Raw genomic sequence first — 26,097 nt, 5'->3', positions numbered from 1 at the left:
ACAGCGGACTGCACGTAACGGCTCCAGGGACTCGTCCGGGAGGTCTTCCTGCCACTACCCATCGGGATCACGGTTCGCCCGGGCCTTCTCATACCGGGCCTCCCCATACCGCCAGAGCCTCACACCGTCACCAGTGGCAGCAATGCTTCAAGCATCTTGGGTCCCACGCCGTCCACGGCGTCCAACTCCTCGACGTTCTTGAATGCCCCGTGCTCCTTGCGCCAGTCCACGATTCGTTGGGCAAGGACAGGACCCACTTTCGGCAAGGCATCCAGCTCCTCCACGCCCGCCGTGTTGAGGTTGACTTTTCCTTCCGGCGGCATTGCACCGCTGCCGCCATCCTGGCCAGCGCCATCCGGCCCGCCTGCAGGGACTTCCTCCCCTTCCCGCGGAACATGGATCTTCTGGCCGTCCTCCACGGCCAGGGCAAGGTTCAGGCGGTTCAGGTCGGCTCCCGGCGCCCCGCCTCCTGCTGCCGCGATGGCCTCGTGCACCCGGCTCCCTGCGGGCAGCCGAACCACGCCCGGCCTTGCCACTGCCCCTGCCACATGGACCACTACCGAGCCTGGGGATTCATCGCCGCGGGCGTCCCTGGCAGCTTCAGGATCACCTCCGGTCCCCTGGTCCCCCGCGGGGGCGCCGTCCGCCACCGGACCACCGGGGCTGATGCCGCTGAGGGGCAGGATCTCCGGACGGCCTGATGCCACCTGCCACCAGAACCATGCCCCCGCCGCAACAGAGAGGATGCCCAGCAGCACAGCGAGGCGCGGCCCCAGCCGCCACCGGAGCACGGATCCCACGGGAGTGGTGGCGGAAGGATCCAGGTCCTGCCGGGAACCGGCGGGTGGGGAGTGCGGGGAGGCCCCCGGCGGGTCCCCGGCCGGTCCCCGGTACTCAAAAGGCCCGTTACCGTTCCGGAGCAGCCCCGCGGGAGCCTCCCCGAGGGCGGCCTGCAGGCGATTCCTGGCATGGCGGGCCGGACCACCTGCTTCTCCAGCGTCCCGGCGTGACATGGCTTCACGCTAGGGAAACGTCCAGGCGCGGCAACAGGGCAGACACGCGTTATGTGGAAAGGCCTGCCGAACGGCTGCCCGTTTCCGTCAGCTCTTCCCCCACGATCACGGCCAGGACCCCCAGGCCGGCATGGGCCGCGAGGACAGCGGGAAGCGGGCTGGTCTGGGCCGGCGGGCACCCCGGCAAGGCCAAGGCCAGGCGTGCAGCCAGGTTTTTGGCTTCGTCGGGATTGCCGAAATGGTGGATGGCAAGGTGGACGGCCGATGCCGGCCGGCCGGCAGCATCGGCGGCGACGATCTCTTCCAGGCGCGCAACAGCCCTTGCAGCAGACCGCACCTTCTCAAGCAGGACAATCCTGCCGCCCTCCACCGCCAGGATCGGCTTGATGGCCAGCATCGTCCCCAGCAGCGAGGCGGCTGCACCGATCCGGCCCCCGCGGCGCAGCTGCTCCAGGCTCGGGACGTAGAAATACACCTTGGTCCGTCCTGCCTGTCCAGCCGCGGCAGCGGCAACGGCCGCAGCGCCACCGCCGTCGGCCGCTGCCCCCACTGCCGCCTGGACGGCCATGCCCAAAGCCATGCCAACAGTGCGGGAGTCCACGACCTCCACCGGGATGTCCACCCTCGCCGCAGCCAGCCGGGCCGCGTCCGCCGTCCCGGACAGGTCCCCGGAAATATGGATGGAGACTACCGCCTCGAAGCCCTTTTGCCGGGCAGCGCAGTAGGCCTGCTCGAATTGGCCGGGCGAGGGCCGGGAGGTCTTAACGGAGGTCCCGGCGGCCAACGCCAGGGCGATGGTTTCGGAGATGTCGTCTTCGCCCTCGCCATAGATCTCCGACCCAACCATCACAGGCATCGGAATGACCGTCAGGACGCCGTCGCCCGTGAGCGGGGACACCCACTCCGGCGGCAAGGCAGCTGCGGAATCAGTGACCACGGCAGTACGCACGACGGCGCCCGGCCGTGTTCCGGAATCGTCCCGCCTGGCAGCCTCCTGCCTGGCGCGCATGGCCGCCAGGCGTGCGCGGAGCCAGGGCCAGGCGGCGGTGTCGCGGTCGGGCAAGGGGGCCTCCTGGTGTCACTGCAGGCCGCCGGAGCTGTTCCGGCGGCCCGGTCCGGCTAGGCCGGGACGATGTTGACCAGTTTAGGTGCGCGGACAATCACCGTGCGGATGCCGCGGCCGTCCAGTGCCCGCTGGACATTCTCCGACGCAAGCGCCAGTTCGCGCAGCTGGTCCTCGGAGACGTTCGGGGACACTTCCAGCCTGTCCCGGACCTTGCCCTGGACCTGCACCACTGCCGTGACGGTGTCCTGGACCAGCAGGGAGGCGTCATGGGCCGGCCATCCCGCATTCGCGACGGAGGCCGGGTGGCCCAGGACGTTCCACATGTCCTCAGCCGTATACGGCGCGAACAGGCTCAGGATCACCGCGACGGCCTCAGCGGCCTCGCGCACAGCCGGGTCGGCGCCGCCGGCACCGGAGGCTGCGTCTATGGTCTTGCGGGTGGCGTTGACCAGCTCCATCAGTTTCGCCACCACCACGTTGAACTTGTTGGCGTCCAGCAGCGCGGCGGCGTCGGCGATGGTCCGGTGCGTAACGGAGCGCAGTGCGCGGTCGCCGCTGGTGACGTCGATGCCGGGTTCGCTCGCCACATCCTGGGCCAGGCGCCACGCCCGCGCCAGGAACTTGGCGGAACCGGAGGGCGAAACGTCAGCCCAGTCCACGTCGTCCTCGGGCGGGGAGGCGAAGATCATGGTCAGGCGGACGGCATCCACGCCGTATTTGTCCAGCTGCTCGCCGAGGTCCACACCGTTGCCGAGGGACTTACTCATGGCTTTGCCGCCGTTGAGCACCTGCCCCTGGTTGAGCAGGGCGCTGAACGGCTCGTCGGCGTCGATCATGCCGAGGTCGTGGATGACCTTGGTGAAGAACCGGGCGTACAGCAGGTGCAGGATCGCGTGTTCAACGCCGCCAACGTACTGGCCCACCGGCATCCAGTCGTTGATTTTCTCCGGGTCGAAGGGCCCCTCCGTGTAGTGCGGCGAAACGAAGCGCAGGAAGTACCACGACGAGTCCACGAAGGTGTCCATGGTGTCGGTATCCCGCTTGGCCGGGCCGTGGCAGGAAGGGCAATCCACGTTGACCCATGCTTCGGCAGCAGCCAGCGGAGAGGTGCCCTTGGGCGACAGGTCTTCACCGCGCAAATCGGACGGCAGCGTGACGGGCAGCTGCTCGTCGGGGACAGGAACCTCGCCGCAGGACGGGCAGTGGATGATCGGGATCGGGGTGCCCCAGAACCGCTGGCGGCTGAGCAGCCAGTCCCGCAGGCGGAAGTTCACGAACTTCTCACCGGTGCCCTGGCGTTCCAGCATGGCGATCGCGGCCGGGATGGCCTCCGCCTTGGGCAGGCCGTCGAGGTCGCCGGAGTTGATCAGGGTACCCTCGCCCGTGGTAGCCGTGCCGGAAACGGCAGGATCCTCCTCGCCCGTGTCCAGGACTGCCCGGACAGGCAGGTCGAAGGTGCGGGCGAAGTCCAGATCGCGCTGGTCGTGGGCCGGCACGGCCATGATCGCGCCGGTGCCGTAGTCGGCCAGGACGTAGTCAGCGGCCCAGACGGGCAGCTTCTCCCCGTTCAGCGGGTTGACGGCGTACCGGCCGGTGAAGACGCCGGTCTTCTCCCGCTCAGTGGACTGGCGTTCAATCTCGGAGAGTGCCTTGACCTGCTCGCGGTATTCGTCCAGGGCCGCGGCGTGCTCCCCGGTGACGAGTTCGACGGCGAGCTGCGCGTCCGCGGCCACCACAAAGAACGTCGCGCCGTACAGGGTATCGGGGCGGGTGGTGAAGACAGTCACCTCCTTGGCGGGCTTGCCGCCGTCGGCCTCGATCACGAAGTTGACGTGGGCGCCCTCGGAGCGGCCAATCCAGTTCTTCTGCATGGCCAGGACGCGCTCGGGCCAGTGGCCGCGGAGCTGCTCCATGTCGTCAAGCAGCCTGTCGGCGTATTCGGTGATCTTGAAGTACCACTGGTTGAGGGACTTTTTGGTGACGGTGGTGCCGCAGCGCTCGCAGGCACCGTTGACTACCTGTTCGTTGGCCAGCACCGTTTGGTCCTTGGGGCACCAGTTGACCGGGGAGTCCTTGCGGTAAGCCAGCCCGCGCTCGTAGAAACGCTTGAACAGCCACTGGGTCCAGCGGTAGTACTCGGGATCCGAGGTATGCAGCCGGCGCGACCAGTCGGCCGAGATGGCGTACCGCTTGAAGGACGCGGCCTGGGTGTCGATGTTGGCGTAGGTCCACTCGCTGGGGTGGGCGTTGCGCTTGATGGCAGCGTTTTCCGCCGGAAGGCCAAAGGAGTCCCAGCCGATCGGGTGGAGGACGTCGAATCCTTTCTGGCGCAGATAGCGGGCCACCACGTCACCCATGGCGAACGCCTCCGCATGGCCCATGTGGAGGTCGCCCGAAGGGTACGGGAACATATCCAGCACGTAGCGCCGCTCCCGGGACCCGTCGTCGACAGGGGTGAAGACCTTGAGGTCTTCCCACACCTGCGGCCATTTGGCCTCCATCGCCGTGAAGCTGTAAGTGCCCTCCTCGGGCACCTCCGCTGACACTGTTGCTGCTGTTCCGGTCTCTGTCTCCGGCTGAACGCCCACTGCTGCCCTCTTCTGTTCTGTTACGGCATCTGTGCTGCCATAACGGCCTGATCCTCCTGCTGTCACCGGACGCTCCCGGACACACAAAAGCCCCTCACCATGGAGGGGCTGCCGCACGCTATCCGTTGGTCCGGATACCGGGCGGCTGGCTAAGCAGAAGGATCGCACGCATGAAACCACTTTAGCGCACCCGGGAAGGAACACCGCCGGGGGCCTGCCGGGAATGACGGCCTCCGTCAGGACCCCGAGGGTACGAGTCCCCCTACTGGAACGGCCCGCAGGATTACGTGTCCCCCTACTGCCGCAACCCGCAAAACCACGTGCCCTCCCCTACCCCCCTATAGCTGCGAACTTGTGTGCTTTCCCCCCTTGCCAACAGTGGCAGGGCAGGTGCATTGTAATGACCAAGTCTGAGGGGGAAACTGACTGGTCTCCGGCGTAGGAGCCTGAAATGTATTCATGCCAGTTACACCCGCAGCAAAGTAGCCGCGGGTCTTACCCTTCGTCTAACCCCGGCCGAGAATCCAACGGGTGACGAACCATGTTTGGCTGGGTTACCCGGTTCAGCATGCAGTTTCGGATTCTGGTTCTCGCGATCGCAGCGGGCCTTATTACTTTTGGCGTAGTAAACATTCCACATATGGCTGTGGACACCATGCCGGAGTTCGCCCCCGCACACGTCGAGATCCAGACCGAAGCCCTCGGGCTTTCCGCCGCTGAGGTCGAACAGCTCATCACCGCCCCCATGGAGGCGGACCTTCTTAATGGCGTGGCCTGGCTGGACGAGATACGCTCCAAGTCCGTTCCCGGCCTGTCGTCCATCGAACTCGTCTTCGAGCCCGGTACGGACGTCCTGCGTGCACGCCAGCTGGTGGCGGAAAGGATGACGCAGGCCCACGCGCTGCCCAACGTCTCCTCGCCGCCCCTGATCATGCAGCCGATGTCGTCCACGAGCCGCGTGATGATGATCAAGATGAACTCCACCGAGCTCTCGGGCATCGACATGTCCGTCCTGGCCCGGTGGAAGATCAAGCCGCGCCTGATAGGCATCCCGGGCGTCGCAAACGTGTCTATCTGGGGCCAGCGCGAACAGCAGCTGCAAGTTGAAGTCACTCCCACGCAGCTCCGCGACAAGGGCATAACCCTTGAGCAGCTGGTCAAGACCACGGGCAACGCCGTCTGGGTTTCGCCGCTGAGCTTCCTGGAGGCATCCACGCCGGGTACCGGCGGCTTCGTGGAGTCACCCAACCAGCGCCTTGGCATCCAGCACGTCCTCCCTATCCGCACCCCGGCCGACCTGGCAAAGGTCAGCGTGGAGGAAGCGGACCCGCCGGTGCTCTTGGGCGACATCGCCCAGGTCAAGGAAGGCCACCAGCCGCTGATCGGGGACGCCGTGGCCGGCTCAGGTGCAGGCCTGATGCTGGTCGTCGAAAAGTTCCCGGGCACCAACACACTGGAAGTCACCCGCAACGTTGAAGCCGCGCTGAAGGACATGGAGCCGGGCCTCACCGGGATCCAGATCGACACGTCCGTCTTCCGGCCGGCAACCGGCGTCCAGGAATCCGTCGACAGCCTGGGCCTCTCCCTGCTGATCAGCCTGCTGATTGCCGTAGCCCTGTTCTGGCTGCTTTTCCGCTCCTGGCGTGCGGCTGTGATTGCGCTCGTGGCCATCGCCACGACGGTCACGACGGCCGCAGTTGTGCTGTTCGCCCAGAATGCAACACTCAACATCGCCATCCTGCTCGGGGTTCTGCTCGGCACATCGGTAATCGTGGGCGACATTGTGGAAGACATCCAGGCCCACCGGCGGCTGGCCTCGGGCCAGGATGTGGCGAAGCCGGGAACTTCCCCAAGGTCGAGGATCAGCCTCATCGCGAAGGGAATCCGCACTCCGCTGTTCCACGCATCGCTCATCATGGTGGTTGTCCTCGTTCCCACGCTCTTTCTGACCGGGGTCGGCGGCTCGTTCTTCACCCCGCTGTTCTGGTCACTTGCGCTGACCCTCGCCGCCGCACTGATAGTTGGCCTCTCCGTGACGCCCGTGCTGGCGTACTTCCTGCTTCCGCCGAAGACTGCTCCGGCCAGGGAACTTCCCGCTGTAGGACGCGCGAAGGCCTACTACGGCCGCGCGCTGGACGGAATCGGTCCCCGGAAAGGCCTTGCCGTCGCGGTGGTGGTGGTTGTGGGAATGCTGGGGATCGTAGCCGGTTCCCAGCTGACGCAAAACAGGCAACTTGTTCCTACGCTGCCTGACCGCACTCTTTTGGTTCAGTGGGACACCATGGCCGGGACCTCCAACGATGAAGTCCAGCGGGTTGCCGCCAAGGCCGCCGAGGAACTTCGGGCCCTTCCGGGGGTCTCCGGAGTCGGCGGGCACCTGGGACGCGCCATTTCAGCAGACCAGGTGGTAGGCAACAGCTCCGCTGAGCTGTGGGTGTCGATCGACCGGGGCGCCAACTTCGGCGAAACCGAGCGTGCCGTGCGGGACGTGGTCCAGGGTTACCCTGGCATCGCGCACAACGTGATGAACTACTCGCAACAAACCATCGGAGATGTACGCTCCAGCATGGAGCCGGACTTTGCGGTCCGGGTCTTTGGAACGGAAATGCCGGTGCTGCGTAAAAAGGCAGAAGAGGTCCGCCAGGCCCTCCAAAAGATCAACGGGGTGAACAACCCGACGATCGACGCACCGGCCGTGACCCCGATAGTGGAGGTCCAGGTCAACCTCGAAGCGGCCCAAAAGGCAGGTATCAAGCCCGGTGACGCAAGGCGCGCCGCTGCGACCCTGATGCAGGGCATCGTGGTTGGGAACCTCTTTGAACAGCAGAAGGTTTTCGAAGTGGTTATCCGGGGGGCCGTTGGCGTCCGGGATGACCTGACAAGCATCCGTGAGCTGCTCCTTGACACCCCCAACGGCGGCCACATCCAACTGGGGCAGATCGCCGACGTGCGGATGGTCCCGAGTGAAGTCGTGGTCCAGCACGATGCTACGTCGCGGCGCATCGACATTGTCGCCGACATCAGCGGACGCCCCCTGGAAGATATTCAGCGGGACATCCAGGCAGCCGTCCAGCAAATCGAGTTCCCGCTCGAGTACCACGCCGAGATCCCCACGAAATATGGTGAACTCCAGGCCGCGGATACCTTGGTGCACGGGCTCGGAGTTGCTGCCGCCCTGGCTGTGCTGCTCCTGCTCCAGACAGCGGTGAGGAGCTGGAAACTGGCTGTCGCCACTTTCCTGGCCCTTCCCGCCGCGATGTCCGGGGCAGCGGTGGCGGCCTGGTTCGGATCGGCGTCGCTGTCCTGGCTGTCACTGACAGCGTTTGCTGCCGTCCTTGCCATCGCCGCGCGCAACGCAGCCCTGTTGTCCGCACGCGTCGACGAGATCTGGCGGGAGACTGCCGGAGCTTCGCGCACAGACGTGGTCATGCAGGCAGCCCGGGACCGCGTGTCGCCAGTCCTGAAGTCGGCCATCATCACGCTGCTTGTGCTGATACCGCCCGCCTTCATGGGCGGCACGGTCGGCCAAGCCTTGATAGGGCCGATGCTGCTGATCCTGGCCGGCGGCCTGGTGACCACAACGCTCGTGGGGCTCTTCATCCTCCCGCTGCTCACCCTGTGGTTCGGTCCCCGCACCGAGCCCGAAGAGTGGTCGGAAGTCTACGAATCAGAACATCCAGTCATGTCGATGCCGGAAAAGGTGAAAGTATCATGACCAGCAAAAGCCTCCTTCGGCGCCTGCCAGTCGCAGCTGCCGTCTGCGCCGCCCTGCTGTCTTCACTGCCGGCCTGCGCCCAGTCCACAGCGCAGGCGGAGTCTGCAGCCGAAGCGCCTGCCAAGGTGGAGAAGAACGCCACCACGGGGATTGCACGCATAACGCTCAGCCAGCGGGCCATTGAACGGCTTGAACTGCTCACGGAGACCGTCAAGCCGGCGGATGGAGGCATCCTCCTCCCCTACGCTGCCCTGCTTTACGACGCCGAGGGGAAGACCTGGGTTTACGGGAACCCCGAACCACGGGTGTTTGAACGCCAGGCCGTCACCGTGACGAAAGTGGAGGCTGGTGTTGTCACCGCCAGCGCAGGTCCCGCGGCGGGTTCCCAAGTGGTGACCGTGGCCGCCGCTGAGTTGTTCGGCGCAGAGTTCGTCACGGGCAAATGACATGCGCCGGATAGTCGCCGCCAGCCTGCGCTTCAGATCCATCGTCATCGCGTTGGCGGCGGCTCTGATGATGGTTGGCGGCGCCCAGCTCAGCAACGCCTCAGTGGATGTCTTCCCTGAATTCGCGCCGCCAAAAGTCGAGGTCCAGACAGCATGCCTTGGCCTAACGGCCGCGGAGGTTGAAGCACTGGTATCGGTTCCCATGGAGGAGGCCTTCAACGGCATAGACGGCCTCGACCACATGCGATCCAAGTCAGTCCCGCAGTTGTCCTCGATCGTCATGGAATTCGAGAACGGCACGGATCTGCTGACTGCACGCCAGCTGGTATCCGAACGGATGGCGACAGTCATTCCCACCCTGCCCACCTGGGCAGCCCCGCCGGTGATGCTGCAGCCGCTGTCCTCCACCAGCCGGGTGATGAAGATCGGCCTGTCCTCCGACACGCGGTCCCTGATCGAGATGTCCATGATCTCCTACTGGAACATCAGGGCCCATCTGCTCCGCGTTCCGGGTGTGGCGAACGTGGCAATCTGGGGCGAACGCCTCCAGATGCTGCAGGTCCAGGCGGATCCCGCCAGGCTGGCGACCCACAAGGTCAGCCTGGAAACAGTGATGAATTCTACGGCCAATGCGCTGGATGCCGGGCTCCTCCATTACTCCCCGGGTGCCATGATCGGCACCGGCGGATCCCTGGACACGCCCAGCCAATCCATCGGAATCCGCCACGTCCAGCCCATCACCACCCCGGAAGACCTCGCCCAGGTGGCGCTGGAGGACCGGGAGGGGCAGCCACCACTGAAGCTGGGCGACGTGGCAAATGTCGTGGAGGACCACCAGCAGCTTATTGGTGACGCAGTGATCAACGGCGGGCCGGGCCTGATGCTGATCGTGGAGAAACTGCCGTGGGGAAACACCCTTGAAGTCACCCGGGGCGTTGAAGAGGCAATGAAGCAACTCGAACCCGGCCTGACCGGAATTGCCGTGGACACCACGATTTTCCGGCCGGCAACGTTCATCGAGGAATCCCTCAATAACCTGGGCGTCGCCCTTCTCCTTGGCTGCCTGCTTGTCATCATGGTGTTGAGTGTCTTCCTCTTCCAGTGGCGGACGGCGCTGGTCAGCGTGCTGGCCATCCCCTTGTCGCTGGTGGCGGCTGCCCTTGTGCTCTATTGGACCGGCGGCACAGTCAACACCATGGTGCTTGCGGGGCTGGTGATTGCGGTCGGGGTGGTGGTGGACGATGCCATCATCGACGTCGAAAACATCGTCAGGCGCCTTCGGCACCACCGGGCAACCGGCGGCACGGGAAGCACCGCGAGGGTTGTGGTCAACGCGTCCCTGGAGGTCCGGGGACCCATCGTTTATGCCACACTGATCATCGTCGCGGCCACGGTTCCGATCTTCTTCCTGGACGGGCTGACGGGGGCCTTCTTCCGGCCGCTGGCCACGGCCTACACGTTGGCAGTGTTCGCGTCGATGCTCGTGGCCCTTACGGTGACCCCCGCGTTGGCATACATCTTCCTCCGGAACGCCAAGCTGGAGGACAGGGACCCGCCCGTGGTCAGGGTCCTCAAGCGCTGGTACAGCAAGGCCCTCCGGCCCATCGTCCGGCGGCCAATTCCCGGTTACCTCGCCTTGGCCGCCTTCGGCATGGTGGGCATAGTGGCGGCACCGTTGCTGGGCCAATCCCTGCTCCCTTCCTTCAAGGAACGCGATTTCCTGATGCACTGGCTTACCAAACCCGGTACGTCCAACGCCGAAGAAGTCCGGGTCAGCCAGCTGGCCTGCAAGGAACTCATGACCATCCAGGGCGTGAACAACTGCGGATCCCACACCGGCCAGGCCTTCAACGCTGATGAAGTGGTGGGTGTCTACTTTGGTGAGAACTGGATCAGCGTAGACCCGGGCGTGGACTACGATTCCACGCTGAAGTCGGTCGAGTCTGTAGTGGCCGGCTACCCCGGTATCCAAAGGGACGTGCAGACCTACCTCAAGGAACGCATCCGTGAGGTGCTGACGGGGACCGGCTATGCCGTCGTCGTCCGCGTCTACGGCGACGACCTTTCGATACTTCGCCAGGAAGCCGACAAGATCAAGGAGATCCTCGGCGGCATTGACGGGGCCATCGGTGCCAAGGTCGCGCTCCAGTCCAACATTCCGCAGATTGATGTGGAGGTGAACCTGGACGCAGCGAACCGCTACGGACTGAAGCCGGGCGATGTGCGCCGGGCGGCGGCCACCATGGTGGCCGGCGAAGAGGTCGGCGACATCTACCGTGACGGCAAGGCCTACGACGTCCAGGTCTGGAGCCCGCCGGAGGTCCGGACGAGCGTCACAAGCATAGAGAACCTCGTGCTGGATACGCCGTCCGGGCAGAAGATCCGGTTGGCTGACGTGGCGGCCGTTTCGGTCAAGCCGACACCCAACGTCGTTGAACGTTCCGAAGGGTCAAGGCGCATCGATGTCAGCGCCAACGTCAAGGAAGGCGACCTGGCCAAGGTGGTGGAGAAGCTGCAGGACGGCATGAAATCAGTCCAGTTCCCGGTCGGCTACAGCGCCGTTGTCCTCGGCGAATACGCGGAACGGCAGGCCGCATCGCAGCGCCTGATGCTCTACTCCATCGTCGCGCTCATCGTTGTCTACCTTCTCCTGCAGGCTGCTTTCAGGAGCTGGCGGCTTGCCACCCTGGCCATCCTGACCCTCCCGGTGGCGCTTGTGGGCGGGGTGATCGCTGCGCACCTCAGCGGCGGAATCCTGTCCCTGGGTTCCCTGGTCGGCTTCCTGACGCTGATGGGGATCGCGGCACGCAACGGCATCCTGCTCATCAACCACTGCCAGCACCTTGAACAGTTCGAAGGCGTCCCCTTCGGACCGGAGCTGGTGCTTCGCGGGGCTGCAGAGCGGTTGTCGCCGATCCTGATGACCACGCTGGCCACCGCGCTGGCCCTGGTGCCACTCGTTGTCATGGGCAACATCCCGGGCCACGAGATCGAGCATCCGATGGCGGTGGTGATCCTGGGCGGGCTCGTCACGTCGACGTTGGTCAACCTGTTCATCGTCCCCTCGCTGTACCTCCGCTTCGCCAAGGGCGGCCGCGGTCGGCGCAGCACCCCCGAACTGCAGCCGGCCCCTGCGGTGTAGTCCTCTTCCAACCAGTATGAAAGGCACTGAGATGACGCTTTTGGCACGCCGCCTCACAGCATACGGGTCCGCGCTGCTGCTGGCCTTCGGGTCGCTGACGGTGATCTCGGCACCAACGGCGGCCGCGCCGGCAGCCGAAGAACTCTGCGGCCCCGGGTCCGCGATTAATTTCGACCGGTCCGCCTTCCCGGAATATCCGCGGATCGACAACAAGTGGTTCCCGCTCAAGCCGGGCATGCAGTTCACCACGGTGGGCACCGTGACATCGGCTGACGGCGTCCAGGCGCACAAGGTGGTCCATACGGTCACCGGTCTGACGAAGGTAATCGACGGCGTGACCACCCGTGTGATGTGGGACCGTGACTACTCTGACGGTGAACTGGTGGAGTCCGAACTGGCCTTCTTTGCCCAGACCCGCGCCGGGGATGTGTGGCTGTTTGGCGAATACCCTGAGGAATACGAAAACGGCGAGTTCGTGGGTGCCCCAAGCACCTTCATCAGCGGTTTGGCCAAGGCACAGGCGGGCATCGCCATGCAGGCAAAGCCCGAGACAGGCACGGCCTCCTACGTCCAGGCCTACGCACCCAAGGTTGATTTCCTCGACTGCGGGAGCGTGTTCCAGACGAACCAGAACGTCTGCGTTCCCACCGGGTGTTACGACGACGTCCTGGTGATCGACGAATACAACCCCCTGGAACCGCCTGAGGCCGGACACCAGCGGAAGTTCTACTCACCCGGAACCGGGCTGATAAAGGTCACTGCCGTTGGCGGTGAAGACCAGGAATTCATGGATCTGGTGAAAGTGCGGAAACTGAACGCCGAGAAGTTCGCGGCCGTCAACGCACAGGCCCTGGAACTGGACGAAAGGGGATACGAGGTCAGCCGGAGCGTCTATGCCAAGACGCCGCGGGCCGAACTCAACTACTGAGAGGCAGAGGAAGTTCCTGGCCGGCATTAAGCCGACGCAAGAAGAAGGAGGGCGGCACCCGTGCCGCCCTCCTTCTTCGCCATCCGCTGCCGGCAGGGGCGCCTAGCGCACGTCCTCGTCAACCCAGTCCATGGACTTGGTGACGGCCTTCTTCCAAAGCCGCATCTGCCGGTCCTGCTCCGCCTGGTCCAGCTGCGGTTCCCAGCGCTTGTCCTCGGACCAGTTGGCCGAGCACTCCCCCAGGTCCTTCCAGAAACCGACGGCAAGGCCGGCGGCGTAGGCGGCACCCAGCGCGGTTGTCTCCACTACCTTTGGCCGGATGACGGGGACGCCCAGGATGTCCGCCTGGAACTGCATCAGCGCATCATTGGCCACCATGCCGCCGTCGACCTTCAGCTCGGTCAGCGGAACGCCGGAGTCCGCGTTCACAGCGTCCAGGACCTCCCGCGTCTGGAAGGCGGTGGCCTCCAGCGCGGCACGCGCGATGTGGTTCCTGTTGACGAACCTGGTCAGTCCCACGATGGCGCCGCGCGCATCGGACCGCCAGTAGGGTGCGAAGAGACCCGAGAAGGCCGGCACGATGTACACGCCGCCGTTGTCCTTCACGGACGCAGCCAGGGTTTCCACCTCGGGTGCGCTGCTGATCAGGCCCAGGTTGTCACGCAGCCACTGGATGAGCGAGCCGGTGACGGCGATGGAACCTTCCAGGGCGTAGTGCGGTGCAGCGTCACCGAGTTTGTAGCCCACCGTCGTCAGCAGCCCGTTCTTGGAGTGGACGATTTCCTCGCCGGTGTTGAAGATCAGGAAGCAGCCCGTGCCGTACGTGTTCTTGGCCTCGCCTGCCTCGAAGGCCGCCTGGCCGAACGTGGCGGCCTGCTGGTCCCCGAGGATCCCGGCAACGGGAACCTCCCGCAGGAGTTGGGAGGTGTGCACGGTGCCGTACACCTCCGAGGAGGACTTAATCTCGGGCATCATCGTCCGGGGAACACCGAAGATGCCAAGGATCTCCTCATCCCACTGCAGGGTATCCAGGTCCATGAACAGCGTGCGGGAGGCGTTGGTGACGTCCGTGACGTGAACCCCGCCGTCCACTCCGCCGGTCAGGTTCCACAGGACCCAAGAGTCGGTGTTGCCAAAGACCAGGTCGCCGGCCTCAGCCCTGGCGCGGGCGCCCTCCACGTTGTCCAGGATCCACTTGATCTTTGTTCCGGAGAAGTACGTGGCCAGCGGGAGGCCCACTTTTTGCTTGAAGCGGTCCGGCCCGCCATCCTTGGCCAGCTCGTCCACGATGTCCTGGGTGCGGGTATCCTGCCAGACGATGGCGTTGTAGACGGCCTCACCGGTGGTCTTGTCCCACACCACCGCAGTTTCACGCTGGTTGGTGATGCCGACGGCGGCAATATCGTGCCGTGTCAGGTTCGCCTTCGACAGCGCTGAGGCAATGACCTCCCGGGTGTTGTTCCAGATTTCGGCCGGGTTGTGCTCCACCCAGCCGGCCTGCGGGAAGATCTGTTCGTGCTCCATCTGCCCGGAGGACACGATGCTCCCGCTGTGGTCGAAGACGATGGCACGGGTGCTGGTGGTTCCCTGGTCGATGGCGATTACGTACTGGTTCATGGTTGACGTCCTTGTCTGTAATGGAGTTGAGCAGTGGTTGGGTAGGGGGTCAGGAGGCGGCCGTGACGATGATGGGGGCAATCCTGGCGACGATGCCGCCAAGGGCGCCGCCAACCAGCGGGCCTACCACCGGAATCCAGGAATAGCCCCAGTCGCTCGAGCCCTTGCCCTTGATGGGGAGCAGGGCATGGGCAATGCGTGGACCGAGGTCGCGGGCAGGGTTGATGGCGTAGCCGGTGGGGCCGCCCAGGGAGACGCCGATGCCGACGACGAGGAGTGCGACAGCCAGCGGGCCCAGGCCGGAGGGGGTCCCGCCGAACGTCAGGATGACAAACACCAGGACGAAGGTGCCGATGATTTCGGTCACCAGGTTCCAGGAACTGGAGCGGATGGCCGGTCCGGTGGAGAAGACGGCAAGCTTGCTGGCAACCTCCTCTTCAGCGTCAAAGTGCTGTTTGTAGGCGAGCCAGCACACCACGGCGCCGAGGAAGGCGCCGAGCATCTCGCCGCCGAAGTACGTCAGGGTGGAAGCGAAATCCACCGGTACATCCGGCGCGTATTCGGCCTTTCCGTTAATCAGCAGCCCCAAGGTCACGGCAGGATTCAGGTGCGCCCCGGACTTTGCGGCCACGAAGACGCCCGCGAAGACAGCGATGCCCCATCCCCAGGTGACCATCAGGAACCCGCCGCTGTTGCCCTTTGTCCCCCTCAGGGCAACGTTGGCGACGACGCCGCAACCCAGAAGGGTCAGCATCGCCGTTCCGAATACTTCGGAAAGGAAAACTATTCCAAGAGACATCTTTGACTCCTTTTATTTTCAGATGGAGGTCCTTCGCGGGTTGAAGGACCGTGTGGCCGGGGCGGGTTGCCGCCCCGGCCGACAGCCGGGCCTCAGGCGACCAGGCTGTGGGTTTCTACACGGTGGAACTTCTGCAGCACTTCCTGGGCATGCTTGATTTCCGCTGCCCGGGCTGCGGCGTTCCAACCCAAGGGAACGGACAGCACTTCGGCCATTTCGTTGAGCAACTCGCCCGTCACCAGCCCCCGGAACGCCAGGGAGGTCCGGCGGATGAGGACGTCCACCAGGTGCCCCACCTGCTCATGGGCCGCCATGAACTCAAGTTCACGGACGCTCAGTTCGCGGGTGGAGTGCAGCAGCCTGTCAGGTCCGGCGTCAAGGTATTCCATGACCGCTTCCGCACGTGTCCCGTACCTGGTCAGGAGCCCTGCTGTACGGTCCGCGTCACGGTTGTCGGCCATATGGGCCTTGATCCACTTCTGGACACCGGCCTCATCGGCAGGGAACCCGGCGCCGCCGCCGATAGGCAACTGCGCGGTGGAGACTTTGCGCTCCATCCCGATCTCAGCCAGGACGTCGTTCGTCATGTGTTCGGCGAGGGCACGGAAGGTTGTCCATTTGCCGCCTACCAGGCTCAAGACCACGGCTCCCTTTCCATTCCGGTCCAGTCCCGTTTCCCGGCGCTCGATGCGGTAGTCGCGGGAAACGAAGCCGGGCTGGGTGGCATCGTGGCGCGGCAGCGGCCGCACTCCGGAGAAGGTGTAGACGATCTGCTCACGGGTAACGGCGATGTCCGGGAACACGTGGCCTATCAGGTCGAAGAAGTACTCGATTTCCTCATCTGTGCAGACGGCGTCCTCCGCCATGTCCGCATCCACATCCGTGGTACCCACAAGGACCCGGTCACCCATGGGGTAGATCAGGACGATCCGCCCGTCCGTGTGCTCGAAGAAGATCTCCCTGCCGCGGCAGGCTTCAAGGAGCGCAGGGTGGTCCAGGACGATGTGGGAGCCCTTGGTGCCGCCCATGAACGTGGAGGCAGAGCCCATGGCGGCGTTGGTGAGGTCCACCCAGGCGCCCGTGGTGTTCACAATGACGTCTGCAGTGAAGTCGAATTCCTCCCCCGTCAGTTCGTCCCGCAGCCGCACGGTGCTTCCCCGGCCGGTGCCCGGATTGGGCTGTCCGGTGACGGACTGCAGCGAAACGTAGTTGCTGGCACGGGCCGTGCTGCCCTGTCCGTTGCCTGCACCGGTTGCCGCCAGCCCGGCTTTCTCCCCGTCCTGGAGGACATCGAGCGTAAGCCGCTCCGGGTTGTGCACGGAAGCGTCGAAGTAGGTCGCCGTGTATTTCACGTCGGGGCGGAGGCTGGGCAGCTCGGCAAGGGCACGCTGGCCGCTGCGGAACTGGTGACGCGGGACGGCGCCGCCATCCCGGGAAAAGGAGTCGTACAGGCTCAGGCCGAGCTTGATGAGGAAGGCCCCCCGTTCCTTCGGCTTGCCGTGCTGCTTGTGCGTCAGGAAGCGAAGCGGTGCCGCAAGGACGCCGGAGAAGGTGCTGAAGATCGGGATGGTGGTCTGCAGCGGCTTAACGTAGTGCGGGGCGATGCGAAGCAACCGGTTACGTTCCACCACTGATTCCCGGACCAGGCGAAACTCGCCGTTTTCCAGGTAGCGGATGCCGCCATGGATCATGTGGGAGGAGGCGCCGCTGGCCCCCTGGCAGTAGTCGCCGCGTTCCACGAGGGCGACGTCCACGCCCTGCAGCGCAAGGTCACGGAAAGTTCCCACGCCGTTGATACCTCCTCCCACCACGAGGACCTTGGCATGTGGACGGCGCCGGAGGTGGTGCACTGCGCTGCGCTCCACTCCTGGCTTCGCCGCTGAAGCAATAGGTTGGACGTGAAAATCCTTGGGTCCCAAAACAACTCCCTTGGGGCTTTGTGTGACGCGGTACCGGATGGGTTTACCGCCGTTTCACCACTATTCTTTGGAGTAATGGAAAATGGAGTCAAGCACTATGCACAAACGTGCAGTCTGGAGGACTGATGGACCCCTCACGCCACTCTGACGCACTGCGGGCTGCACAAATGTATTACCTGCAGGACCTCACCATGGACGCCATAGCCCGGGAGCTGGGGACGTCCCGGTCCACGGTTTCCCGCCTCCTGTCCTCCGCCCGCGAATCCGGCCTGGTGCAAATCCAGATCCGCAATCCGCTGGATACGGGCCCCGAACTGGAGGGCAGGATCCGCCGGCGGTACGGCGTGGATGTCCACGTGGTTCCGGTCATGGAAATACTCAATGAGGCGGAAACACTGGACCGGGTGGCGATGCAGGCAGCGCGAACCATCGGACCGCTGGTGGATTCCAACGCGATCATCGGAGTGGCCTGGGGATCCACCCTGAGCGCCGTCAGCCGCCACCTCACCCGCAAGATCACCCATGACAGCGTCATCGTGCAGTTGAACGGCGCCGGCAACATGCACACCACCGGTATCACGTATGCCAGCGACATCATGCGGCGGTTTGGAAGCGCCTACGGGGCCAGGGTTGAACAGTTCCCGGTGCCTGCCTTCTTTGACCACGCAGCCACCAAGGTTGCCATGTGGAATGAACGCAGCGTGCAACGGATCCTCGAACTCCAGGCGAAGATGAGCATCGCAATTTTCGGCGTGGGCTCCGTGGACGCCGACTATCCCAGCCACGTGTATGCCGGTGGATACCTGGACGAGGCTGACCTCAACATCCTGGCAACCTCGGATGTTGTGGGCGACGTAGCCACCGTCTTCTTCCGCAGCGATGGCTCCTCCGACGGGATCGTCCTCAACGAACGATCCACCGGACCCGCACTCGCGCAGTTGCGGCAAGTCCGACGGAGGATCTGTGTAGTGTCCGGGGTGTCCAAGATCAACGGGCTCCGCGGAGCCCTGGCGGCGGGCCTGGCCACGGACCTGATCCTGGACGAGGCCACCGCGCGCCGCCTGGTGGATTTTGAAGGTCTCGCCACCGCTGGTGGGTAGAGTCGTGGCTATGAGAACTTCACCGCGGCTCAGCCTGAACAACGGCGTGCTGATCCACCAACTCGGATACGGGCTCTACAAGGTCCCGGCCGCCGACGCGGAAGGCCTCGTCGCCACTGCGCTCGCAGCCGGATACCGCCACTTCGACACGGCGGCGATGTACGGCAACGAAACCGGTGTGGCTCGGGGCATCAGTTCCCAACTGGGCGGTGACGCGGGCAGCGGCGGCTCGGGCGAGCTGTTCCCGGCGCTGTCCCGGGAAGACATTTTCGTCACCACGAAGGTGTGGAACAGCGACCACGGCTATGACGCCACGCTGCGTGCCTTTGATGAGTCCATGGTCAATCTCGGCCTTGACTACGTTGACATGTACCTCATCCACTGGCCTTGCGCCGCCCGCGGCCTATTTCCGGACACGTACCGTGCACTGGAAACCCTGTACCGGGAAGGAAAAGTCCGTGCCATCGGCGTCAGCAATTTCCAGCCCGCCCACCTTGACCGGCTGCTGCAGACCGCGGAAGTGGTCCCCGCCGTCAACCAGATAGAACTGCATCCGTGGCTGCAGCAGGCAGAACTCCGGACACAGCATGATGGACTGGGTATCCGGACCGAAGCGTGGAGCCCCCTGGGGCGGGGCCAGGTCCTCGCCGACCCCGTTGTCCGCGCCTGCGCCTCCGAACACGGCAAAACCCCCGCCCAGGTGATCCTCCGCTGGCATATCCAGCTGGGAAATATTGCCATCCCCAAGGCGAGCTCGGAGGTGCGGATCCGGGAAAACATGGACATCTTCGACTTCGAGCTCTCCGCCCGGGACATGACGGCGCTGGCCGGGCTGGACCGGGGTTACCGCACCGGGTCCCACCCGGACACCGTTAACTGAGGCAGGACACATGACTACAGCACAGCCCGGATCCGCCGCGCCCGCCTACTTCAGCGCCGACCTGGCCGCACGCACGTCCGCCTCCACCCTGGAGCTCGACGGCGGCAAGGTTGCCTATTGGACCTACGAACCGCTGGTGGCCAGCCCCGAAACACGCACCATCCTGGTCATCCATGGCTTCCGCGGAGACCACCACGGACTGCTGAGGGTGGCAGACCAGCTTCCCGAGATGCGGATCATCATGCCGGACCTGCCCGCATTTGGTGAGTCCGCGGCATTCCGGTCGGGCGAGCATTCCGTGGAGCGCTACGGCCTGTTCATCACGCAATTCATGGCAGCCCTGGGCCTCGGCCCGGACACGGTCCTGCTGGGACACTCGTTCGGCTCCATCATTGCGGCGCACTTCGTGGCCGATCGTCCCGGCACCGTGGATCCGCTCATCCTCATCAACCCCATTGCGGCACCGGCACTGGAAGGGCCAAAGGGTGTGATGACCAGGCTGGCGATCCTGTACTACCGCCTTTCAGCCCGGCTCCCCCGGACGGTGGGACTGGCCCTGCTGCGGAATCCGCTGATTGTCCGGGTCATGAGTGAAACCATGGCCAAGACGGGCGATAAAGACCTCCGCCGGTTCATCCACGGCCAGCACCACGCCTACTTCAGCGCTTTCGCCAGCCGGGAGAGCCTCCTTGAATCGTTTACGGCATCAGTCAGCAGCCATGTGGCGGAAGTAGCCGGCCGGCTGACCCTGCCAGTCCTGCTGATCGCGGGGGAAAAGGACGAGATCGCCGTCCTGGCCGACCAACACCGCCTGGCTGCGCTGCTGCCGGATGGAGAGCTCCAGGTGATTCCCGGCGTCGGGCATCTGATCCACTACGAAACACCTGAACCGGCAGCCACTTTCATCCGCAGCTTCCTTAAGGACCATCCCGCGTGAAGATTGTCATTGACGCACGGTTTACCCGGACAGACCACCACGACGGCATCAGCCGCTACGGCGCCAGCCTGATTGCCGCCACGGCTAAAATCGCCGACGTCTCCATGCTGGTCTCCGACGTCCGGCAACTCGCCCTGCTCCCGGACGTTCCGTACACCCTGATCGGCAGCCCGCTGTCGCCCAGGGAACTGTTTGTGGCGCGGACCATCAACAAGCTGGGCGCCGACGTGGTGGTGTGCCCCATGCAGACGATGGGAACATGGGGCCGCAAGTACGGCCTGGTCCTGACCCTCCACGACCTTATCTACTACGAACACCCGGCCCCGCCCGGCTTCCTCCCCGCGCCCGTGCGCCTGCTGTGGCGGCTGTACCACAAGGCATACTGGCCGCAGCGGCTCCTCCTCAACCGCGCCGACACTGTGGCCACCATCAGCGCAACCACGGAAGCGCTGATCGCAAAGTACCGCCTGACGCGCCGCCCGGTGCGGATCATCAGCAATGCCCCCCAGCCGGAGCAGGAACACGGACCGCGGCCCGCTGGCGCCGGTGCAGACCGCGCGCTCGTCTACATGGGCTCTTTCATGCCGTACAAGAACGTGGAAACCATGGTGGCGGGGATGGCGGGCCTGCCCGGGTACACCCTCCACCTGCTCAGCCGCATCACGCCCCAACGCCGTGCCGAATTGGAACGCCTGGTTCCGCCAGGGGCGCACGTGGTATTCCACAACGGCGTCACGGACGAGCAGTATCACGAATTCCTGCGCTCTGCTGCGGCGCTGGTCAGCCTGTCCCGGGCTGAAGGCTACGGGCTTCCCCTGGTGGAGGCCATGGCGCTCGGCACCCCTGTTGTTGCCAGCGACATCCCCATCTTCCGGGAGGTCGGCGGGGACGCCGCGCTCTACGTGGATCCGGAGTCCCCGGAACAGTTTGCCGATGCCGTGCGCACGCTCCAGGACAACGGGCACTGGGAGGAACTTTCGCGGCGCTGCGTTGCGCGTGCACGGGAGTTCACCTGGGACGAGTCGGCCCGCCAGCTGGTGGATGTGGCACACGAAATCATGGCCCGGCGCCGGGGCCGGCGTTAGAGGAAGCCCCTAGAGGACGTCGATGCCGTCCAGCCGGAGCTGGAAAGGCTCGCTGGAGCGTTTCGCAGCGGCCGCGGCCCTGGTGACCCGCAGGACACGGGTGACGGACGCAGCCTGTCCGTAGGGGAAGAAGAGCAGGGTGCGCACATCCTCCGCTGAACGGCGGGGCGACGGCGGACCGCTGAGCACCACGGGTGCGGGCCCGGCGGTCCGTAAGGTGATCCCGCTGGAGGCAAGTTCCGCTGACACGGCACCGGTGTAATGTTCGACGGCGGCGCGCGGCCCGGTGACGGAGGCGAGGCGGACCGCGGGGGGAAGCTGCAGCTCCATGCGCAGGGAAAGTTCCCGTTCCGCATAACCGGCGGGGTCCCAGCGAAGCAGTGCACCCACGGCAGCTGTATCCGCGGCCGTGACCACTACCAGCCCGCCGTCCGCCGCCGGACGCACCAGAGCGGCTGCATTGAACCACCGACGCACCGTATCCTCGCCGGCGCGCAGCGTCTCCCGGCGCAGGAGTGAATCACCGTCCAGGAGCAGTGCAGCCGCGTATCCCCCGTCCGCTACCGGTTCGGCACCCACCGTGGCCACCACCAGCGCCTTGCCCGGACCCACCTCAGCCTTTACCTGGTCTCCCGAGGAAGTAACGACGGTCTTCCCGGGAAAGGCACGGCCGAGTTCCTCAGCTGTCCTGATCACTCCGGTGGCACCCTTGCGCAGGCGCCTGCCGCCGCAGTGCACGCAGTGCCAGTCCGGCGCCGGGGTGGAGCACCAGCGGCATTGGGGCATGGCGGACGTGCCGCTGGCGCCTGCCACGGCCAGTGGTCCCTGGCAGCTGCCGCAGCGCGCCGGCTCCCGGCACATCTCACAGGCCAGTGACGGCGCATAACCGGCGCGGGCCACCTGGACCAGGACCGGTCCGCGCTCCAGCCCCTCCTTGGCGGCCCGCCACGCGGCGCCGGGCAGGCGGGCGATCCTGGCCAGCGGATCCCGCTCCTGCTCGAAGCTGTCAGCAGTGTTGACGATGCGCGGAGCTGTCCTCCGGACGTCAGGGCGGCCGGCTTCGACCGCACGTGCCCAGCCCGCTTCTACCAGCCGCTGGGCTTCCGTGCTTCGGGAGTGGCCTGCAAGGAGGCACGCGGCATCCTCCTGCCCAGCCCGCAGGAGCAGCACCTCGCGGGCGTGCGCATACGGGGCGCGCTGCTCGATGTGGAGGTCGTCGCCGTCGTCCCAACAGGCCACCAGGCCCAGGTCCTTGACGGGTGCAAAAGCTGCCGACCTGGTGCCGATGGCAACCCGGGCAGTCCCTGCCAGGAGCCGCAGGAAACTCCGGTAGCGCGGGGTGGGTCCGTCGTCGGCAGTCAGCCGGGCAACTGCGTCTTCGGGCAGCAGGCAGTGGAGCGCCTCTTCAAGGCGGTCAAGGTCGCGGTAATCGGGCACAACCACCACGGCGCCGCGCCCTGATGCGTACGCGGCGGCCACGGCCTCCGCCAGCAGCTGGGGCCACCCACCCGGACCGAATCCCTGCAGCGGGTTCAGCACGGCCCTGGGCGAACCGCCACCGGCCAGGTGCTGCAGGAAGGCCTGGCCGTTATGGTAGGCCGCCCAGGCACTCGGCAGGGCGTCCTGCGCGGGACCGGCCTGCAGGGCCGTGGCCTCGCGGGGTTCTGCCTGGTCCGGGACTGCCGGCCCCTCCGGCTCCGCTGACGCGAACTCCTTTTCCAGCCTGGCCACCCTGGGCGGGACGGCGACGCGGAGGACATCGCTGACCGTCCCGGCGTAGCGTGCGGCGACGGAGGAAACAAGCTCCCGGACGGCGGGCGTCAGCACCGGCACCGGGGACACAACCTTCGCCAGCGGCACCAGGGTGTGCCCGGCGTCGGACTCTGCCACCCGCTCCATGATGAACCCGTTGAGGTCCTGGCCGTTGAACTTGACTTTGACCCGGACTCCCGGCTTGGCGGACTCGTCGAGGGCCTCCGGAACCCCGTAGTCGAAAAGCCGGTCCAGGTGCGGAAGGGAGGATTCCACCAGGACCCTGGCCACGGGCATGTTCTTTGACAGCTGCGGTCCGGGCGGCCGGGACGCGGAAGGAAACCCCTGCAGCAGGGTAGGCTGCACGGCGTCCGGGATGTCCAGGAATGGCTTGAGGGTCCTGTCAGCAGCGATGGCCGTTACCTCCGTTCAGCTCCCGTGTGGACATGTCCAGCCAACCACAGGGCGGTGACATTCCGCCGAAGGCAATGATTCCCAAGGCAAAAAGGCTCAGGGCGACCCACCGGGGCTTAGGCGTTGAAGAACGCCTTCAGGTCATCAACGCGGTCCAGCCGCTCCCAGGTAAAGTCCGGCTCGTCGCGGCCAAAGTGGCCGTGGGCTGCCGTCTTGGCATAGATGGGGCGCTTCAGGTCCAGTGCATCGATGATGGCACGGGGGCGCAAGTCGAAAATTTCCGCGATGGCGGCGCTGATCCGGGCCGGATCGACGGTTTCAGTCCCGAAGGTTTCCACGTAGGTACCTACGGGACGGGCCTGGCCAATGGCGTACGCAATCTGGATCTCCGCACGCTTGGCGAGTCCTGCCGCCACCACGTTCTTGGCAACCCACCGCATGGCGTAGGCAGCCGAGCGGTCCACCTTGGACGGGTCCTTGCCGGAGAAGGCCCCGCCGCCGTGCCTGGCCATGCCACCGTACGTGTCCACGATGATCTTGCGGCCGGTGAGGCCGGCGTCGCCCACGGGCCCGCCAATCACGAACTCACCGGCAGGGTTGAGGATGTTGCGCACCCGGGACAGGTCCAGGTTGGCACCTGCGAGCACCGGTTCGATGACGATCGACGCGAGGTCGGCGCGGAGCTGGTCAAGACTTGCACCTTCGGCGTGCTGGCTTGAGATAACCACCGTTTCCACCGAGACCGGAACGTCTTTGTCGTATCCGACCGTCACCTGGGTCTTGCCGTCCGGACGCAGGTAGGCCAACTGGCCCGACTTGCGCACTTCGGTGAGGCGCTCGGACAACCGGTGTGCCAGCCAGATGGGCACGGGCATGTAGGAGGGGGTTTCATCGCTGGCGTACCCGAACATGAGCCCTTGGTCGCCGGCGCCCTGAAGGTCGTAATCGTCTTCCTGGCGCCCCTCACGGGCCTCCAGGGAGTTGAACACGCCCCCGGCGATGTCGTTGGACTGCTGGCCGATGGATACGGACACTCCGCAGCGGGCGCCGTCGAATCCATTGGCTGAAGAGTCGTAGCCGATGCCCAGGATGGTTTCGCGCACGATCTGCGGAATCTCCACGTAGGCATCGGTGGTGACTTCGCCTGCAACGTGGACCAGGCCGGTAGTGGCCATTGTCTCCACCGCGACCCGGGATTCGGGGTCGGCGGCCAGCAGCGCGTCCAGGATGGCGTCACTGATCTGGTCGCAGATCTTGTCCGGGTGGCCCTCGGTGACCGACTCGGAAGTGAAGAGCCGAAGCGCGGGAGGCGTGGCCCCGGAAGTGTGGGGAAGGTGCAGCGGTAAAGTCACTTAACTACCTTACTGGTTGGAATACGCCCGCCCCGCAGGAGACGCCGGGAGATGTCTCCGTGCTAAGCAAACGTGGCCTGAAACACTCAGGCGCGGGGCGAAACGGCATTCAGTTCAAAGGCGATCCGGCTGATGATGGCCGCTGACACCTCGGTCTTGGTTCCGGACGCCTCCTGTGGTTCGGACCCGGAGCGGGCAAGGATGACAACCGAAGTGGTGTCCTGGCCAAACACTTTGTCCGTACCCACGTGGTTGACCACCAGCAGGTCGCAGCCCTTGCGTTGCAGCTTCGCTTCGGCGTGGGCCAGGACATCGCCGTCGCTGTCTCCGGTCTCCGCCGCGAAGCCGACAATGAGCTGGTGCCCCTCCACTTGGACGGTACTGTTGCGCAGTTCCACCAGTTCAAGCAGGATGTCCGGGTTGCGGACCAAGGTGATCACGGGATCGGTCCGGTCATCACGTTTCTTGATCTTGGTGTCCGAGACCTCCGCGGGGCGGAAGTCCGCCACTGCCGCGGACATGATGACGACGTCGGAATCAGCTGCCGCCGCCAGCGCCGCCTCCCGCAATTGCAGGGCGGTCTCCACTTGGACAACCTCGACGCCAGCCGGCGGCGGAACTTCCATGTGCGCTGCGAGGAGCCGGACGTTTGCCCCTGCATTCCGGGCGGCTACGGCCAGGGCGACACCCTGCTTGCCCGAGGACCTGTTGCCCAGGAACCGCACCGGGTCCAGGGGCTCGCGGGTGCCACCGGCGCTGATGGTGATTGTGCGGCCGGCCAGCGGAAGCTGAAAGTCCTGCCGGCCCTCCACCAGGGCCATGGCGGCGGCGAAAATGGCTTCCGGCTCGGGAAGCCTGCCGGGGCCCGAATCTGCACCCGTGAGCCGCCCGGTGGCCGGCTCCAGGACCGCGGCCCCGCGCCCGCGGAGGGTCTCGACATTGGCGCGGGTGGCCGCGTGCTGCCACATTTCGGTGTGCATGGCGGGGGCAAACAGCACCGGCCCGTGAGCCATCAGCAGCGTGTTCGTCAGGAGGTCCCCGGCCTGTCCGGTTGCAGCCTTCGCCAGGAGGTCCGCCGTGGCCGGAGCGACGACCACGAGGTCTGCCTCGTGGCCGAGACGCACGTGGTTGACCTGGTGGACGTCGTCAAAGACGCTGTTGCTGACCGGATTCCCGGATAGCGCCTCCCAGGTGGCGCTGCCCACAAAACGTGTGGACGCCTCCGTGGGAATCACGGTCACGTTGTGCCCGGCTTCAGTAAAAAGCCGGAGGAGCGACGCCACCTTGTAGGCGGCAATCCCTCCCCCGACTCCGAGGACTATGCGCACGTGGCCTCCGTCACCA

Annotated in this window: 17 protein-coding genes; 8 read left to right on the top strand and 9 right to left on the bottom strand. The window is 65.5% G+C overall.

The features are described from left to right. Nucleotides 1-119 precede the first annotated feature (119 nt). Genes GK109_RS19475 through leuS form a run of 3 tightly spaced genes read right to left on the bottom strand, consistent with a single transcriptional unit; the run spans nucleotide 120 to nucleotide 4,667 of the window. Nucleotides 120-1,013 (bottom strand): helix-hairpin-helix domain-containing protein, encoded by an 894-nt coding sequence (locus GK109_RS19475; protein WP_157242100.1) that lies wholly within the window; start codon nucleotides 1,011-1,013, stop codon nucleotides 120-122. A 49-nt stretch (nucleotides 1,014-1,062) separates the two neighbouring features. Further along, nucleotides 1,063-2,076, bottom strand: coding sequence for a DegV family protein (locus GK109_RS19470; protein WP_157242099.1), 1,014 nt, complete (start codon nucleotides 2,074-2,076; stop codon nucleotides 1,063-1,065). A 56-nt stretch (nucleotides 2,077-2,132) separates the two neighbouring features. After that, entirely contained in the window at nucleotides 2,133-4,667 is a 2,535-nt protein-coding gene (leuS, locus tag GK109_RS19465; protein ID WP_370460711.1) for a leucine--tRNA ligase, read from the bottom strand. Between the two features lie 541 nt (nucleotides 4,668-5,208). Here leuS and GK109_RS19460 point away from each other — a divergent pair. Genes GK109_RS19460 through GK109_RS19445 form a run of 4 tightly spaced genes read left to right on the top strand, consistent with a single transcriptional unit; the run spans nucleotide 5,209 to nucleotide 12,898 of the window. Further along, nucleotides 5,209-8,382, top strand: coding sequence for an efflux RND transporter permease subunit (locus tag GK109_RS19460; protein ID WP_157242098.1), 3,174 nt, complete (start codon nucleotides 5,209-5,211; stop codon nucleotides 8,380-8,382). Continuing rightward, nucleotides 8,379-8,828 (top strand): hypothetical protein, encoded by a 450-nt coding sequence (locus tag GK109_RS19455; protein ID WP_157242097.1) that lies wholly within the window; start codon nucleotides 8,379-8,381, stop codon nucleotides 8,826-8,828. Before GK109_RS19460 ends, GK109_RS19455 begins: the two co-directional genes overlap by 4 nt. 1 nt (nucleotide 8,829) lies before the next feature. Then, nucleotides 8,830-11,970: an efflux RND transporter permease subunit gene (locus GK109_RS19450; protein WP_157242096.1), complete on the top strand. Its 3,141-nt coding sequence runs from the start codon at nucleotides 8,830-8,832 to the stop codon at nucleotides 11,968-11,970. 31 nt (nucleotides 11,971-12,001) lie between these two features. Continuing rightward, a complete protein-coding gene (locus tag GK109_RS19445; protein ID WP_157242095.1) occupies nucleotides 12,002-12,898 on the top strand; it encodes a hypothetical protein in 897 nt (298 codons plus the stop codon). Between the two features lie 102 nt (nucleotides 12,899-13,000). On the opposite strand, the gene glpK is transcribed toward GK109_RS19445, so the two are convergent. From glpK to GK109_RS19430, 3 genes are all read right to left on the bottom strand, one after another. After that, nucleotides 13,001-14,515: a glycerol kinase GlpK gene (gene glpK / locus GK109_RS19440; RefSeq protein WP_157242094.1), complete on the bottom strand. Its 1,515-nt coding sequence runs from the start codon at nucleotides 14,513-14,515 to the stop codon at nucleotides 13,001-13,003. A gap of 49 nt (nucleotides 14,516-14,564) precedes the next feature. Further along, the gene (locus tag GK109_RS19435) at nucleotides 14,565-15,314 is read right to left on the bottom strand and encodes an MIP/aquaporin family protein (RefSeq protein ID WP_157242093.1); all 750 of its coding nucleotides are present in this window, start codon (nucleotides 15,312-15,314) and stop codon (nucleotides 14,565-14,567) included. A gap of 92 nt (nucleotides 15,315-15,406) precedes the next feature. Continuing rightward, the gene (locus tag GK109_RS19430) at nucleotides 15,407-17,179 is read right to left on the bottom strand and encodes a glycerol-3-phosphate dehydrogenase/oxidase (RefSeq protein WP_370460710.1); all 1,773 of its coding nucleotides are present in this window, start codon (nucleotides 17,177-17,179) and stop codon (nucleotides 15,407-15,409) included. 179 nt (nucleotides 17,180-17,358) lie between these two features. Here GK109_RS19430 and GK109_RS19425 point away from each other — a divergent pair, with 179 nt between their 5' ends. The 4 genes from GK109_RS19425 to GK109_RS19410 are packed head-to-tail and all read left to right on the top strand — an operon-like array spanning nucleotide 17,359 to nucleotide 21,235. Beyond that, a complete protein-coding gene (locus tag GK109_RS19425; protein WP_157242091.1) occupies nucleotides 17,359-18,333 on the top strand; it encodes a sugar-binding transcriptional regulator in 975 nt (324 codons plus the stop codon). Between the two features lie 10 nt (nucleotides 18,334-18,343). Then, nucleotides 18,344-19,213: an aldo/keto reductase gene (locus tag GK109_RS19420; protein ID WP_157242090.1), complete on the top strand. Its 870-nt coding sequence runs from the start codon at nucleotides 18,344-18,346 to the stop codon at nucleotides 19,211-19,213. Nucleotides 19,214-19,223: 10 nt separating this feature from the next. Beyond that, nucleotides 19,224-20,150: an alpha/beta fold hydrolase gene (locus tag GK109_RS19415; RefSeq protein WP_157242089.1), complete on the top strand. Its 927-nt coding sequence runs from the start codon at nucleotides 19,224-19,226 to the stop codon at nucleotides 20,148-20,150. Beyond that, the gene (locus GK109_RS19410; protein WP_323057120.1) at nucleotides 20,147-21,235 is read left to right on the top strand and encodes a glycosyltransferase family 1 protein; all 1,089 of its coding nucleotides are present in this window, start codon (nucleotides 20,147-20,149) and stop codon (nucleotides 21,233-21,235) included. Before GK109_RS19415 ends, GK109_RS19410 begins: the two co-directional genes overlap by 4 nt. A gap of 9 nt (nucleotides 21,236-21,244) precedes the next feature. On the opposite strand, the gene GK109_RS19405 is transcribed toward GK109_RS19410, so the two are convergent. The 3 genes from GK109_RS19405 to coaBC form a co-directional block, all read right to left on the bottom strand. Further along, a complete protein-coding gene (locus GK109_RS19405) occupies nucleotides 21,245-23,284 on the bottom strand; it encodes a primosomal protein N' (RefSeq protein WP_231755123.1) in 2,040 nt (679 codons plus the stop codon). 233 nt (nucleotides 23,285-23,517) lie between these two features. Beyond that, nucleotides 23,518-24,753, bottom strand: a complete 1,236-nt coding sequence (gene metK / locus GK109_RS19400) for a methionine adenosyltransferase (protein ID WP_321213609.1) — start codon at nucleotides 24,751-24,753, stop codon at nucleotides 23,518-23,520. Nucleotides 24,754-24,839: 86 nt separating this feature from the next. Then, the gene (gene coaBC / locus GK109_RS19395) at nucleotides 24,840-26,081 is read right to left on the bottom strand and encodes a bifunctional phosphopantothenoylcysteine decarboxylase/phosphopantothenate--cysteine ligase CoaBC (RefSeq protein WP_370460709.1); all 1,242 of its coding nucleotides are present in this window, start codon (nucleotides 26,079-26,081) and stop codon (nucleotides 24,840-24,842) included. Nucleotides 26,082-26,097: the final 16 nt, after the last annotated feature.

The sequence above is a fragment of the Pseudarthrobacter sp. GA104 genome (assembly GCF_009741265.1).
Lineage (GTDB): Bacteria > Actinomycetota > Actinomycetes > Actinomycetales > Micrococcaceae > Arthrobacter.
This window is presented reverse-complemented; position numbering and strand designations above follow the sequence as displayed.